We start from the raw sequence: 14,274 nt of genomic DNA on the forward strand, positions 1-14,274 counted from the left end.
CTGCTAGGCGTGGGTCAGCTCATGCATGATCTGGGCGTCGTAGCGCTTGAAGAAGGCCTGACGGGCCTCGGGGTGTTCCAGGAGATGCCGGGCAAGCTTAGCCGGGGTATCGAGCTCCCGGCGCAGCCTCTGGCGTTCTTCATCGGGAAGGCCGGCCGTGATTCCGTTGAGGACGTACTCCATGTTGAAGATCATGGACTTGTTGGCGTAATTGTAGGTGGCGCCGGCCAGGGGGTCTATTTTCAAGATCAGGAAGGGGGGAAGCTGGATTTTTCCGCCGGCGCCCTTGAATCGGGATAAAAGCGCCAGCCCTTCCTTGTTTTGACTCAAGTGAGCGATGGCGGCCTCTCCCAGCGCGGCGCTGAGAGCCCGCTCCAGGTCGTCGTAGAATACGGGGGGAGCCGGGCGGGGAGCCCCCTCCGGCATCACCGGCATGGAGTAAGGAAGGTTTCTGAGCTTGTCCTGGGCCCCGTCCCAGTAGCGCGTGGAGGCGAGATACGCCTCGAAGGCCGCCGCGCGCAGGGGCCCGGCGATGGGCTGGGCCCCTGCCAAGGCTTGCTCCAAAGCCGGGGGCAGCGCGCCCTTTTGGGCGCGGGCCAGGGCCCGAGCCTGGTCGAGGGCGGCAAAAGGGAGAGGCTTGTTCGGGTCGTATTGCGCCAGGAAATTCTGCAGGCGCTCCAGGATGAGCTGCCTGTTGAGGAGAAAAATATAGCGCCGGAACTCCTCCAGGGCCAGCCGGGTGAGGTGCTGGTTTTGCCTCGGGGCAGGCAGGGAGATCTGCCCGTTTTCCTCATCGAAGCGGTAGCCGTAGGCGATGAGGTCGGAGCGCTCGCTTGCCTTGATCAACCCCTTCTTGAAATTGAAGGGTTGTTGGAAGGCCTCGTATTGGCCGACGGAGAGGGGCGCCCCTTCCGGGCCCAAAATCAGGCCCGACTTTTCATCAAAGCGATGGCCCAACAGCTCCAAGGCCGAGCGCACCTCGGCCGGGACCGGTCTTTTCTTGAAATTATACGGAGGATCCGGGAGCTCTCGACCGGAGCGGCCGGGGAAGGCCTCGGCCTTGACTGGAACGGGCCCCCGTGGGACGGCCGAGGCCGTGGCCCAGGAGGGGCTCGATAAAAAAAGCAGGAGGAGAACCGGCATTCCTGTCAGACTACCAATACGCGAGCGGCGGCGCAACTGGCAGACTTTTAAGGCAGATAGATGGTCTCGGGATAGGCGACCACGAGGACCCGCACCTCGCCCGCCCGGCCTGGGACTGAGACGATGCCGTTCAAGGCGTCCACGGTGTCGGGATCGGCCGAGCTCAGGACCGTCACGGCCAGGCGCTGGCCCTGGGCCGGGCGGATCTCCTTGACCTTGAGGCCCGGCTCCTCCACGACGCAGCGGCCGTAATAGCGCACGAAGTCTGCTCCGGAGTCGATGTCGCGCAGGACCATGGGCTGCACGCAGCGGTCGATGGCCTGCTGCAGGTGGCTTGCGGCAAGCGCGGAGTCGTCTCTCAAGAGCACTTGGGCTTGGTAACCCAAGAGGGAGCCGCTCCTGAGGCTCAGGGAATAGCCGAGGCTCCGGGCCAGCGCCCTCTGCTCGAGGCTCGCGTCGGGCAGGAGGAGGATGATTCCCGCGGTGGGATCGGCCTCGGTCTTGACGAGTCCGCTCCGCACCGAGATCGGAACACGGTAATCCGCGGAAATTTTCTGGAAGCAGGGCTCCAGGGCCTCCACGGCCTCGGTTAGGTCTGGCAGGCGCAGCATCTTGGCGTCCACGATCCCGCACTCGTCCTGAAATTCTCGAAAGATATCCCGGGCTTGAAGAGGGGCCAGGGCCTCTCCGGCGGCCTTGGCCAAGGCTCCGCCGGCCGAGACGGAGAGCCTTTCCAGGGATTGGGCTCCGGCGGTTGAGATGGCAAGGGCGAGAATAGCGGCTAGTAGAGGGATGTTCATGGATAATCCTCGAAAAATTGAATTGGGCAGCTTGAGGTCAATTTACCCAAAAGGCCTAGGTTAATTATAGGACTTCCATCAATTTCCCGCATTGATCTGGATCAATTCCAGATCAATTTCAGGTATTGACAAACATAATTAGCCGCTGTACCCTGGTGGCTCATGGCCCAGGATTTCATCGCGCGGCTGCAGGTGAGCGACAATGGCTTTGCTTTCGACCCAAAGACCGGCTCGACCTTCTCGCTCAATCACACCGCCTGCCGGCTGATTTGCCTGCTCCGGGAGGGAAGAAGTCCCGAACAGATGGTTGACGACGTCATCCGGGAATACGGCATCGATTCCGCCGAGGCTCACCGCGGGGTCGAGGACTTCCTGCATTCGATCCAGGAGCTGGCTGCTTGAGCCACCGGGCGCCGGAGCGGGTGGTGGGGGTTTCTGGCATGATCGCCAACGAGAGCCCCGCCCCGGGAACGGCCGTGATCCGGTCGCTTAGGGCCTCCCCGAGCTTCAACGGGAAAGTGGTGGGGCTTGCCTACGACGCCATGGAGGCCGGCAATTTCATCGAGGGCGTGGCCGACGAGGTTTTTCTAGTCCCCTATCCGTCCCAGGGCCACGAGGACTATTTCAAGCGCCTCCTTTATATCAAGCAGCGCACGGGCTTGAACGCCCTGATCCCGACTTTGGACGCCGAGCTTTTGCCCATCATTCAAATGTCCGACTGGCTCAAGGCCAAGGGCATCGCGACCTTCCTGCCCACGCAGGAGCAATTCCGCCTGCGTGCCAAGGACCAGCTTTTCCAGATGGCGGCCCGGCACGCCCTGCCTGTGCCGCGGTCCTTGAGCCTTTTCGATCCCGCCATGCTTTGGAGCCTGGACCGTGAGGTGCGCTACCCCCTTTTGATCAAGGGTATTTTCTACGAGGCGTATCTCGCGCGCGATCCCCAGGAGGCCGCGGCCCATTTCGAGAAGATCCGCCAGAAGTGGGGCCTGCCGGTGGTCGTCCAGGAGTTCGTCCCCGGCGATGAATACGATGTGGCGGCCGTAGGCGACGGCCGGGGCGGCGTGGTGGGTGCTGTTCCCATGCGCAAGATGCAGCTCTCCGACAAGGGCAAGGCCTGGGCGGGCGTCACGGTTTCCGATGATAAATTGATGGAGCTGGCGCGCAAGACGATCAAGGCCCTCAAGTGGCGAGGCCCCCTTGAGCTTGAGGTCATGAAGAGCCGCGGCGCCTACTATATCATCGAGATCAATCCCCGCTTTCCAGCCTGGATTTACCTGGCCCAGGGAGCGGGTCAGAACCTGCCTCTGGCCTGTCTTGAGCTGGCCCTGGGACGGACGCCGGCGCCTTTCGCTCCCCACAAGCCGGGCGTGGTTTTCATGCGCAGCGCGATGGATTTTATCATGCCGATGTCTAAGCTCCAGGCCCTTACCGCGGACGGAGAATGCCATGAATATGGAAGCCAGAAAGTATGAGAAGCCGCAGATCGTCAGGCACCACTCGGGCCATATGAACCATTACGGCCGCGGCAGCTGCCAGCTGCCGACCCGCGAGATAGACGGGGTCTCCTTGAAGGCCCTAGCCAAGGAGTTCGGGACTCCCCTCTACATCGTTTCGGAGAAGGCCCTCGTGCGCAAGTTCCGAGCGGCCCAGGAGGCTTTCAGTCACCGCTACCCGCGGGCGATTTTCGGCTGGTCCTACAAGACCAACTACCTCAAGGCCGTCTGCGCCCTTCTTCACCGAGAGGGAGCCTGGGCCGAGGTCGTGTCTCCCCTCGAGTACCGGATGGCCCGCTCCATGCAAATGCCGGGATCTAAAATCATCTATAACGGACCCTGCAAAAGCGAGGAGTCCTTGATCCAAGCCGTCCGGGAAGGGGCTCGAGTCCATATCGACCATTTCGACGATTTCCAGCTCCTCGAGAAAGCGGCGGCCGCCACGTATAAAGGCCAGGGAGAAGGGGCGTTTGGCGCCTTCAAGAAATTTCCCATGGGACTGCGCATCAATCTTGACGCCGGGATTTACCCGGCCTGGAGCCATTTCGGCTTCAATCTCGAATCGGGCCAAGCCTGGGAGGCGGCGCGGCGCATCAACGCATCCCCGCTCCTCGCCCTCAAGGGCCTGCATTGCCACATCGGGACCTTCATTCTGGACCCGGAGGCCTACCGAAGGGCCCTGTTGAAGCTCCTCGACTTCTCCGACGCCTTGCGCAGGGAATTCGGGATTCAAATCGATTGGATAGACGCGGGAGGGGGATTCGCCTCGATCAACACCTTGCATTCCTCCTATTTGATGGGCGAGCACGTGACCCCGAGCCTGAGCGAGTACGCAGCCTGCATCACCGAGCCCATCGTGGCCCGCTACAGGAACTTCGACGACATGCCGACGCTGTTCCTCGAGTCCGGCCGCGCCATGGTGGATGAGGCCGGGTTCATTCTTACCTCGGTTCTGGCCGCGAAATCCCTTCCCAGCGGCAAAAAGGCCGTCATTGTGGACTCGGGCCTCAACAATCTCTTCACGGCCCTCTGGTATAAGCACGACTTGGCCTTGACCGAGGAGAGCCAGAGTCTCATGGAGGACACCGCCGTTTACGGGTCCACCTGCATGGCCATCGACGTGATCCGGGAGTCGGTGATGCTGCCCCCGCTCTCGCGGGGCAACCTCCTCCTCATCAAGAACGCCGGGGCCTACAACATGACGCAGTGGCTGCAGTTTATCAACGAGCGCCCGGCCGTGGTCATGATTTCCGAGGACGGAAAGGCGGAGCTCATCCGGGAGAGGGAGGACTTGTCCTACATGACTTGCCTCGAACATCTCCCGGAAAGGCTCGCCGCGCCTTCCCTACAAACAGAAGAATGGTCATCAAAGCCATAGCCGAGGCCCTGGAGCCCGTCCTCCAGGGCTATTCCGGGGTTTACTTCTCCCGTAAAAAGGGGACGGCCCTCCTTTTCCTGGCCGCGACTTTGATCGAGCCAACGCACGGGTTTTGCGGGCTTCTTTGCGCTTTAGTTTGCGCGCTATTCCTTAGGAAAATAGGCTTTGACCAGGCCTCCATCCGCGGCTGGCCCTACAGCGTCAACGCCCTCTTGGTCGGATTGGCTCTGGCTCGGCACTTTTCGCCGTCTTGGCAATTGATCCCGATCCTTGTCCTGGCCGGGGTGTTGACGGCCCTGTCTATTTCCGCGCTCAGGTCCATTTTCGAGGCGGTTTTCAACCTGCCCCAGATGAGCCTCGCCTTCGTTTTGATCACGGCTTTTCTCTACGCCGCGGCGGGCCTGCCGGCGCAGGCCGCCCGCCTGCCCTCGATGGCCTGGTTTTCCTCATGCCCTCCCGTCGAGGGCTACTTGAGGGCCGTGGCCGCGGTTTTCTTTTGCGGAGGCGCGGGAGCGGGAATCCTTGTTTTTGCGGGGCTTCTGTATTCCTCGCGCATCGCCACGGTCTTGTCCATCATCGGCTACGCCGCGGGCACGCTCGCCGGCGCTTTTTTGAGCCCGGCCGCGGCTTCGGGCGGGGATTTCCAGGGCTACAATTATGCCGTGGCCGCGATCGCCATTGGAGGGATTTACTCGGTCCCTTCGCTTTCATCCTACGGCATGGCCGCCATGGCCGCGGCTTTATGCGTGCCTATCGGTCAGGGCGTCATCGTGGCCATCGGGCCGCAGATAGGGGTCTTGTCCATGCCGTTTCTGGCTGTCACCTATCTTTTCATCGCCGGCCTTCGGATGCGGCCGGCCAACCGGGACCCGGAGCTTCTGCTTTTCCCGGCCGCCTCGCCCGAGGAAAACCTTGCCATCGCCCATTCCCACCGCCTGCGCCAGAAGGGAGCCTCCTCAGCCGGGCTGCGCCTGCCCTTCATCGGGGCCTGGCGCGTGACCCAGGGGGTGAGCGGAGAGCACACCCATATCGACAAGTGGCGTCACGCTCTTGATTTTTCCCTGCGGCACGATGAGTCGGATGAGTCCCGCCCCGGGTGGGGGCGGCTCTCCAGCTTCCCGGCCTACGGCCTGCCGGTGATCTCTCCCCAGTCCGGGTTCGTCTCCAAAATCGTGGACGGCATACCCGACAATGAACTCGGCTCCATAGACACCGAGCGCAATTGGGGCAATTACGTCTCGATCCAGCATGATGACGGGACCTTCTCCCTGATCTGCCACCTCAAGCAAGGCTCGATCAAGGTCAAACCCTGGCAGCGCGTGAGCGGCGGAGAGGCCGTGGCGCTGTGCGGCAATTCCGGGCGCTCTCCCACTCCCCATATCCATTACCATCTCCAAAAAACGGCGGAGGCTGGGAGCGAAACCTTGCCCTTCGCCTTCTCCGCCTATATCGAGGGCGGGGATAACCCCTGCCTGCGCGAGCATGCCGTTCCGCAGAAGGGCCAGACAGTGGAAAATCTTGTCATCTGCCAGGCAACCAAGGCCGCCTTCAATTTCGTGACTGGGAGTTCTTATCCCTTCGAAGTGTCCAGCAGGAAGGGCCGGCATGTCGAGACCTTGACGGCCGCCATGGACCTCTACGGCTGGCGCTACCTCGAGTCGGATAGGGACCGCTCCCGCCTCTATTACCACCTGACCCACGACATGTTCTACCTTGACTATTGCTCGGCCAAGCCGGGATCTCTGCTCTTTTCCCTTTTCTTGGCCGCGTCCAAGGTCCCCCTGGTCGATTCCGAGCGGCTGTTCTGGAAAGACGAACTGCCTCTCAATTCCTTCATGCGCGGGGCGGCCAGGCTCGGCGCGGAGTTTCTGCTGCCGTTTATCCCCGGCTACGGAGTGGAAGTGTCGCGTCGTTTCGTCGAAACGTCCCGGACGGCCGAGCTCAAGCTGGTGGCGGTCGAATCGAAGGTGTCCGTTCCCTGGCCGAGCGCTTTAAAGGATTTGACGGCTCAAGCGGTGTTTTGCGAAGGGAGAGGGCCCGTGACGATCACGGTCTCAAGCCTAAGCCTCGGCGTGGAGTTGAGCGCCATGACGGTGAGACAGGAGGAGAGATGCGGCATGGGAATTTAATGAATGCGGCGTTCTTCTTGGTGTTGGCCGTCCCGGCCACGGCCCAGCTTCAGCGCCCGCCAGAAAATTCCGAGGCCGTGCCAGCGCCGGAATTTAAAGGCGCCCCCGCGGCTCCGGCCACGGCGCCTGATCCCGGAATGGCGCCCGCAAGCCGCGACCTGGCGGCGGCCGCGGTTAAGTCCGAGGCTCTGCTGGCCGACGGCGACCTCCAGGGAGCCCGTGGGGCGCTCGACGCCGCGGTGAAGGCACGCCCGGACATTTATTGGCTGGTTCTGCGCTACGCCTATTTGTCGTATCTTCTAGGGGATTTCAGCACCGCCCAGGCCCATTACCGGCTGGCCGCCTCTATCGGGCCAAGCGAGGAGGCTCCGGTCGAGGGCCTTTTCTACTCGGCCTTGGGGCGCGGAGATCCCTCGTGGAAGGCCCAGGCCAAGGCCCTCCTCGGTTTGAACCCGGCCCACCGCGAGGCTAATCTGCGCATGGCTTACGAGGAATTCGCCGCGCGGCGCTATGAGAGCGCCTCCGGGCATTACGCCCGCGTTTTGAGCCTCACGCCCGAGGACGCGGATGCTCTACTGGGCTGGGGCTGGTCCCAATTCTATTCGGGCAGGTATTGGGCCGCGAAGGGAAATTTCGAGCGCGTGCTCAGGATGTTCCCGGAGAACGCCTCGGCCAAGCAGGGGCTTGAGTGGTGCCCCAGAACCTTGTCCGTGGCGGCAGGATACTCCTTCGCGGCGCTCGACTACAAGAACATCGCCTTCAAAAAAGGGGGACACAGCACAGCGGTCCCGGTTACCATGGCCTACAAGAAACTGTCCTTGACCGCCTCCTACACCCGTACCGTCATAGATTTCGCCGATCCCACGGCGGATGTGGAGCAAAAGGAAATAAACATAGCGCCCTCCTTCAGCCTCACGCCCAAGCTTTCGCTCATAGGAGCCTACGACCACATCAACGTCAATGACCCGGTCACCGATCAGGGCAATGTCTACACGGGAGGGCTCAACTACACGACGGCGTTGGGCGCCGGCGGAGGCTTTCTCTCCGCGGGGGGGTCCTACACCTACTCCGATTACCCGCAGTCCCGAGCGGCCCAGGTCGTGCCTCATATCGGGATCGGAAAGAGCGGCCTGATTTACGCCGATTTTTCCCTCATGCACATCAACCTCAATTCCAGGAACGAGAAGCTGAACACCGGCGTTGCCTCCTTGGCTCTGGGGCCCTTGCGGAACTTCACTGCCACGGCCAAGGGCTACGTCGGCAAAAAGCGGCTCGCCGTGGACGACTGGGGGACTTTGATTTCGAATAACCAGGACCTCTACCGCAGCGGCTGGCGTCTGGGTCTTTCCTGGGCATGGAAGGGGCTCACGGCCTTCGGCGTCTGGGGCCGGGACAGCGTCCGGGCCAATGTGACCGCCGCGACGACGTTGGACTATACGGCCTCGGTTTTAGTCGGCGGATTTAGCGCGAGATTTGGTTATTAATAGTCAACCTCCACAACGTTGTGGAGGTTGATGAGAGATTGATGTTCTAATCAAGGAGGAAGAGAATGAGAAACATCGTACTCGCAGTGATCGCAGCGTTGTCGGCGCCGTCCTGGTCCGCGGCCCAGGGCCGGCTCCAGGACGTCATCGCTTCCTCTTATGCGGCCGAGGCCGGCCGCGATATCGCGGGAGCGATGAAGGTGATGAGGAGCGTGGAGGAGACGGAGGGCGACAGCTACATTTATAGGCTGAGGATGGGGTGGCTGGCTTATCTGGGCGGCATGTGGAACGAGAGCATCGCGCAGTACCAGAACGCGGCCAAGATCGCTCCCGAGGCCATAGAACCTCTCCAAGGGCTTCTCTTGCCCTTGGCGGCAGCCGGCAAGACCGCCGAGATCTCCCGGGCCCACGAGATGGTGCTGGCCATAGACCCCAACAACTACAAATCCCTTTCCCAGCTCGCCTGGATCAACTACCAGGCAAAGGATTACAAGAAAGCGGTCAAGTACTACGCTCGAATCATCAAACTCTACCCGACGGACGTGGAAATGCTCTTGGGCTTGGGCTACAGCCTCAAGCTCGAGGGCGACAGGGGCGGTTCCGAGAGAGTGTTCAAGCAAGTCCTGATGCTGAGCCCGAAGAACGCCCGGGCTTTGGAAGGGTTGAAAGGAACGGCCTAGCCCAGCAGAGCCAGCGAGTCCTCGGTCTGCTTGAGGAGGGCCGCCGGATCCGGCCCCAGGAGCGTCAAATGCCCCATCTTGCGCCCCGGAGCCGGCTTGTCCTTGCCGTAGAGGTGGAGCTTGAGGTTAGGGACGCCCAGGATTTTCTCCCAGGCGGGCTCGCCCTTTTCCCAAAGGTCTCCCAGAAGATTCACCATTACGGCAGGTGAAAAGAGATCCGTCTCCCCCAGGGTAAGGCCGCACACGGCCCTCAAGTGCTGCTCGAATTGCGAGACGGCGCAGGCGTCCCAGGTGAAATGCCCGCTGTTGTGCACGCGCGGCGCGATCTCGTTGACGAGGAGCTTGCCGCCGGGCAGCAGGAACATCTCGACCGCCATCACTCCCACATGCCCCAAGGCCTTGGCGATTGCCAGAGCCAGCTCCTCGGCCGCGCGGCGCGCCGTTTCTGGAATGCCGGCAGGCGCGCGGGTGGTATGGAGAATGCCCCGGCGGTGGGCGTTCTCGGCCACGGGATAGACCGCGGCCATGCCGTCTTGGCCGCGGGCGAGTATGACCGAAATTTCCTTCTCGAAGGCGACTTTAGTCTCCAGTACGCAGGGAGCCTTGAGAAGGTTCCCCGCGGCTGATAAGTCCTGCCAGCTTTCTAAGGAAAGCTGGCCTTTCCCGTCATAGCCGTGCCTGCGGCCCTTGAGCACGCCGGGCAGCCCCAGCCTCTCGGACGCGGTCGAAAGGCCAGCCATATCGTGCACCGCTTCGAATGGAGTCTGTGGAAATCCATGACGGGCCAGGAATTCTTTTTGGACCAGGCGATCTTGGATTATCTCGAGCACGCGGGAGGAAGGGCGCAGGGGTTTGTCTTTTTCCACTTTCCGCAGAACCTCGGCGGGAATCAGCTCCCATTCCACGGTGACGACATCGGCCGCCGCGGCGAGCTTCAAGGCGGCCTCGGCGTCGTCCACCGGCGCCCGGATGTGGAGGTCGGCCGCTTGCGCTGCGGGGCCGCGAGGGGCGGGGTCCAAGACCGCCGTGCGGTAGCCCATGCGCCGGGCTTCGAGGGCTAGCATGCGTCCCAACTGCCCTCCGCCGAGTATGCCGATGACGGCTCCGGGCAGGACGGGCTTCACGGCTTAGGAAGCTTGGCTTGCAGGACCTTGGAAGTTTGGCGCGCGCGGAAGGCCCGTATTCTGCGGCGCAGGGCCGGGTCCGAGAGAGCCAGGATCTGGGCCGCGAGATGCGCGGCGTTGGCCGCACCCGGTTCCCCGATGGCCAATGTGCCCACCGGCACGCCCTTGGGCATCTGGGCGATGGAAAGAAGAGAATCCAAGCCCTTCAAGGCCTTGGACTCGACGGGAACCCCGAGAACGGGCAAGGTCGTCTTGGAGGCGGCCATGCCGGGAAGGTGCGCGGCGCCCCCCGCCCCCGCGATAATGACCTTGATGCCGCGCCTCTCGGCCGAGCCCGCGTACTTGAAAAGGAGATCCGGGGTTCGGTGGGCCGAGACTACCTTGGCCTCGTGGGGAATGCCGAGGGATGCCAGGACCTCGGCGGCGGCGCGCAGGGTCTGCCAGTCGCTTTGGCTTCCCATGATGATCCCGACGAGGGGTTTCTTGGCCATGGTCACGCGAGGTCCTTGGCCGCGATGTCACGGCGCAGGTGCAGTCCCTGGAATTTGATGTGGCCGGCTGCGGCGTAAGCCTTCTCCCGGGCCTGGGAAAGGTTCTGGCCGAGGGCGGCCACGCTCAGGACGCGCCCCCCCGAGGTGTACCAGCCCCCGTCCTTGCGCGCGGTTCCGGCGTGGAATAGGAGCACGTCCGAGGAAGTCTTGGCCGCGGCCTCGAGGCCAGAGATGAGCCGGCCGGTGATCGGGCGCTGGGGATAACCCTCCGAGGTCAGCGTCAGGCAGACGCAGGCCTTAGGGAGGCTTTTGACTTCAAGGCCGTCCAATCTCTGTTCCGCGCAGGCCTGGGCGAGCTCGAGAAAATCGCAGTCGAGAAGGGGGAGGAGCGCCTGGGTCTCGGGGTCCCCGAGCCTGGCGTTGAATTCCAGAACCTTGGGTCCGTTGGCCGTGAGCATGACGCCGACGTAGAGGACCCCGCGGAAATCGAGCTTTTCCACCGCCAGGCCCGCCATCACCGGGTTGAGAATCTGGGCTTCTATGGCTCCCAATATTTGGGGGGGGAGCGAAGCCGGGGCATAGGCGCCCATGCCGCCGGTATTGGGGCCTTGGTCCATGTCCAGGAGCCGCTTGTGGTCGCGCGCGTGCGGCAGAAGGCGCCAGGTCTTGCCGTCCACCAAGGCCATTACCGAGACCTCCGGGCCGCTCAAACCCTCTTCGATGAGCACGGTCTCTCCGGCCCGGCCCAGGGCCTTGGCTTCCATGAAGTCTTTCACGGCCTCGAGGGCTTCTTGGGCCGAGGCGCAGACCCGCACCCCCTTGCCCGCGGCAAGGCCGTCGGCCTTGACCGCGACTGGGAAATTCCATTGTTGGAGGGCTTGGCGGGCCTGTCCGCTGTCGCGGAAGGTCTGCCAGCGGGCCGTGGGGACGCAGTGGCGGGACATGAATTCCTTGGCGAAGGCCTTGGAGGTCTCTAGCCTGGCCGCCTCGCGGCTCGGGCCGAACACGGGAATCCCGGTCTCCCGCAAGGCGTCGCTCACCCCTGCCTCTAGCGGGCCCTCCGGCCCGATGACAACGAGGTTTACGCCCTCCTTCTTGGCGAAGTTGGCCACGGTTTTGGGCTCCAGGATGTCCATGGGCACGCACTCGGCCAGCTCCGCCATGGCCGAGGAGCCGGGAGCGGCGCAGAGCTTCTTGAGCTTGCGGCTTTGGCACAGCTTCCAGGCTATCGCGTGCTCGCGCCCGCCGGATCCCAGCAAAAGGACTTTCATAGGAGTTTTCCCGGCGCCGAGGGTTCGCTTTCCGCGGCCTTGGGGGAGTCTGGAGTCTGGTAATCCGGGATCGGCGTCGGATAAACCTTGGTGAAGCACGCGGTGCAGAATCCCGATGGATCGCCGCCTCCCGCGGCCCGGAGCATCCCGTCGAGGCTCAGGTAATGTAAGGTGTCCACGTCCAGGAATTTCCGGATCTCCACCAGGCTGTGGCGGTTGGCGATGAGCTCGCTGGCCCGGGGGGTGTCTATGCCGTAGTAGCAGGGGGAGACGATGGGGGGGCTTGAGATCGCCATGTGGATCTCGCGGGCTCCGGCTTGGCGCAGGCTTTTGGTGATCTTGCGCGAGGTGGTGCCGCGCACGATCGAGTCGTCGATGAGGATCACGCGCTTGCCCTTGAGGGTCTCGGGAACAGGGGCAAGCTTGAGCTCGGCGGCCAGCTCCCGGAGTTCCTGGGTGGGCTTGATGAAGGTGCGGCTGACGTAGTGGCTGCGCACCAGGGCCATCTCCAGGGGGATTTTAGACTCGTCCGAGAACCCCAGGGCCGCCGCCACTCCCGAGTCGGGCACCGGCACCACGATGTCGGCCGCAAGGCCCCGCATCTCCCGGGCCAGGGCCCGACCGAACTCTCGCCTGACGGCCTGGACGTTGCGGCCGAAGATGTTGGAGTCGGGTCTGGCGAAATAGACCTGCTCGAAGACGCAGCGCGCGGGCTGCGTCGGGGCCTTGAAGGGCTTAAGCGCCTTGAGCTTGGCGCCCTCGATGATGAGTATCTCCCCCGGCTCGACCTCGCGCAGCACCTGGGCTTTGACCAGGTTCAATGCCGAGGTCTCCGAGGCCAGGACATAGGACTCGTCGAGCTGGCCGAGGATCAGCGGCCTGAATCCGTACGGGTCGCGCGCCGCGATGATCTTTGTCGGGGTGAGAAACAGGAGCGAGTAGGCGCCCTCCACCTGCCGCAGGCTCTCGATGACGGCGTCCTCCACCGGCCCCTGGTGCCGGGCCAGGAGATGGACGATCACCTCAGAGTCCGTTGAGGATTGGAAAATCGCCCCGCGTTTTTCGAGCTTGCCGCGCATCTCCATGGCGTTGGTGAGGTTTCCGTTGTGGGCGATGGCGATGGGGCCGTGGATGTTCTTGAAAACCAGGGGCTGGGCGTTCTTGAGGTGCGAGGCCCCGGTCGTGGAGTAGCGCACGTGCCCGATGGCCATGCGCCCGGGCAAGTCCGCGGCGGGGCGGTTGGAGAAAACCTCGGAGACCAGCCCCATCCCGATCTGGGCCTGCAGCTCTCCCTTGTGGGATGTGACTATCCCCGCCGACTCCTGGCCCCGGTGCTGCAGGGCGAAGAGCCCGTAGTAGGAGAGCTTCGCCGCCTCAGGATGATCCGAAACCGCGAATATTCCGCACATAAGTTAGCGTAAATAGGTGCCAGTCATTTACATTCTTAACTTACTTAACTTATAGGTCGAGGAAGTTAAGTAAGTTAAGAATGTAAATGACTGGCACCTATTTAACATATTCTACCGCGTTTTTGAACATTTCGAGGCCGATGCTGGCCTTGCGGAAGGTCTGGCGCGTCCAATTGGGGTGATGGTGCACCAAGGTGTAGCGCTCCGGGTGGGGCATGAGGCCGAGGCAGTTGCCCTCGGGGTTGGTCAGGCCCGCGATGTTGAAGATGGAGCCGTTGGGGTTGGCGGGATATCCCGCAAGCTTGCCGTCGTCGCTCACGTACTGGAGGGCGATGGACTTATTTTTCTTCAAGTCCTCGAGCTGTCGGGGGGATTTCAAGACCAGCTTTCCCTCGCCGTGGGCCACGGGGAGCTCGATCATCTCGGGCAGGCCCTTGAAGAAGAGGCAGGAGCTCTGCGTGTTGATGCGCAGGTGCACCCAGCGCGCCTCGAACCTTCCCGAATCGTTGGCCGTGAACCCCACCGTCTGGTCGCAGGTGTTGGAGGAGGGGAGGATCCCGGCCTTGACCAGGACCTGGAAGCCGTTGCAGATTCCAATGACGGGCCGGCCCAGGCGCACGAACTGCCTCAAGTCCTTGAGGTAGAGCCGGACCTGGTTGGCGAAAATCTTGCCCGCGCCCACGTCGTCGCCGTGGGAAAAACCTCCGGGAATGACCAGGATCGCGTAGTCCATGAGCTTGACTCGGCCTTTCTTCAACTGGTCTATGTGGATCCGCTCCGGGTTTCCTCCCACGGACTTGAAGGCATTGGCCGTCTCCAGATCGCAGTTGGTGCCGGCGGCTCTCAGGATCAGGACCTTGGGGGATTTCATG

General features: G+C 62.7%; 13 protein-coding genes. 6 read left to right on the forward strand and 7 right to left on the reverse strand.

Annotated features, from left to right (window positions below; genetic code table 11):
• Positions 1-3 precede the first annotated feature (3 nt).
• Both HY921_07180 and HY921_07185 read right to left on the reverse strand, forming a co-directional pair.
• Positions 4-1,143: a hypothetical protein gene (locus HY921_07180; GenBank protein MBI5630649.1), complete on the reverse strand. Its 1,140-nt coding sequence runs from the start codon at positions 1,141-1,143 to the stop codon at positions 4-6.
• A gap of 47 nt (positions 1,144-1,190) precedes the next feature.
• Positions 1,191-1,943 (reverse strand): hypothetical protein, encoded by a 753-nt coding sequence (locus HY921_07185; GenBank protein MBI5630650.1) that lies wholly within the window; start codon positions 1,941-1,943, stop codon positions 1,191-1,193.
• Between the two features lie 162 nt (positions 1,944-2,105).
• Between HY921_07185 and HY921_07190 the strand changes: the two genes are divergently transcribed.
• From HY921_07190 to HY921_07215, 6 genes are all read left to right on the forward strand, one after another.
• Positions 2,106-2,345 carry a PqqD family protein gene (locus HY921_07190; GenBank protein MBI5630651.1) on the forward strand — a complete coding sequence of 80 codons (240 nt, stop codon included), beginning with the start codon at positions 2,106-2,108 and terminating at the stop codon, positions 2,343-2,345.
• Entirely contained in the window at positions 2,342-3,415 is a 1,074-nt protein-coding gene (locus tag HY921_07195; GenBank protein MBI5630652.1) for an ATP-grasp domain-containing protein, read from the forward strand. The genes HY921_07190 and HY921_07195 overlap by 4 nt, the downstream gene beginning before the upstream one ends.
• A complete protein-coding gene (locus HY921_07200; protein MBI5630653.1) occupies positions 3,396-4,814 on the forward strand; it encodes a diaminopimelate decarboxylase in 1,419 nt (472 codons plus the stop codon). The genes HY921_07195 and HY921_07200 overlap by 20 nt, the downstream gene beginning before the upstream one ends.
• On the forward strand, positions 4,796-6,943 hold the full coding sequence (locus tag HY921_07205) for an urea transporter (GenBank protein ID MBI5630654.1): 2,148 nt from the start codon (positions 4,796-4,798) through the stop codon (positions 6,941-6,943). The genes HY921_07200 and HY921_07205 overlap by 19 nt, the downstream gene beginning before the upstream one ends.
• Positions 6,943-8,427, forward strand: coding sequence for a tetratricopeptide repeat protein (locus HY921_07210; protein ID MBI5630655.1), 1,485 nt, complete (start codon positions 6,943-6,945; stop codon positions 8,425-8,427). The genes HY921_07205 and HY921_07210 overlap by 1 nt, the downstream gene beginning before the upstream one ends.
• A gap of 65 nt (positions 8,428-8,492) precedes the next feature.
• Positions 8,493-9,107, forward strand: coding sequence for a tetratricopeptide repeat protein (locus HY921_07215; GenBank protein MBI5630656.1), 615 nt, complete (start codon positions 8,493-8,495; stop codon positions 9,105-9,107).
• Here the strand turns inward: HY921_07215 and HY921_07220 are convergent.
• The 5 genes from HY921_07220 to purQ all read right to left on the reverse strand — a co-directional run bounded on the left by HY921_07220 (position 9,104) and on the right by purQ (position 14,273).
• Positions 9,104-10,231, reverse strand: a complete 1,128-nt coding sequence (locus HY921_07220; GenBank protein ID MBI5630657.1) for a 5-(carboxyamino)imidazole ribonucleotide synthase — start codon at positions 10,229-10,231, stop codon at positions 9,104-9,106. The genes HY921_07215 and HY921_07220 overlap by 4 nt on opposite strands.
• The gene (gene purE, locus HY921_07225; GenBank protein ID MBI5630658.1) at positions 10,228-10,722 is read right to left on the reverse strand and encodes a 5-(carboxyamino)imidazole ribonucleotide mutase; all 495 of its coding nucleotides are present in this window, start codon (positions 10,720-10,722) and stop codon (positions 10,228-10,230) included. Before purE ends, HY921_07220 begins: the two co-directional genes overlap by 4 nt.
• A 2-nt stretch (positions 10,723-10,724) precedes the next feature.
• Positions 10,725-11,993 carry a phosphoribosylamine--glycine ligase gene (gene purD, locus HY921_07230; GenBank protein MBI5630659.1) on the reverse strand — a complete coding sequence of 423 codons (1,269 nt, stop codon included), beginning with the start codon at positions 11,991-11,993 and terminating at the stop codon, positions 10,725-10,727.
• Positions 11,990-13,402: an amidophosphoribosyltransferase gene (locus tag HY921_07235; GenBank protein ID MBI5630660.1), complete on the reverse strand. Its 1,413-nt coding sequence runs from the start codon at positions 13,400-13,402 to the stop codon at positions 11,990-11,992. The genes purD and HY921_07235 overlap by 4 nt, the downstream gene beginning before the upstream one ends.
• A gap of 97 nt (positions 13,403-13,499) precedes the next feature.
• On the reverse strand, positions 13,500-14,273 hold the full coding sequence (gene purQ / locus HY921_07240) for a phosphoribosylformylglycinamidine synthase I (GenBank protein ID MBI5630661.1): 774 nt from the start codon (positions 14,271-14,273) through the stop codon (positions 13,500-13,502).
• Between the last annotated feature and the right edge of the window lies 1 nt (position 14,274).

It is taken from the genome of Elusimicrobiota bacterium (genome assembly GCA_016218575.1).
In the GTDB taxonomy this organism is placed as follows: Bacteria; Elusimicrobiota; Elusimicrobia; order UBA1565; family UBA9628; genus JACRDN01.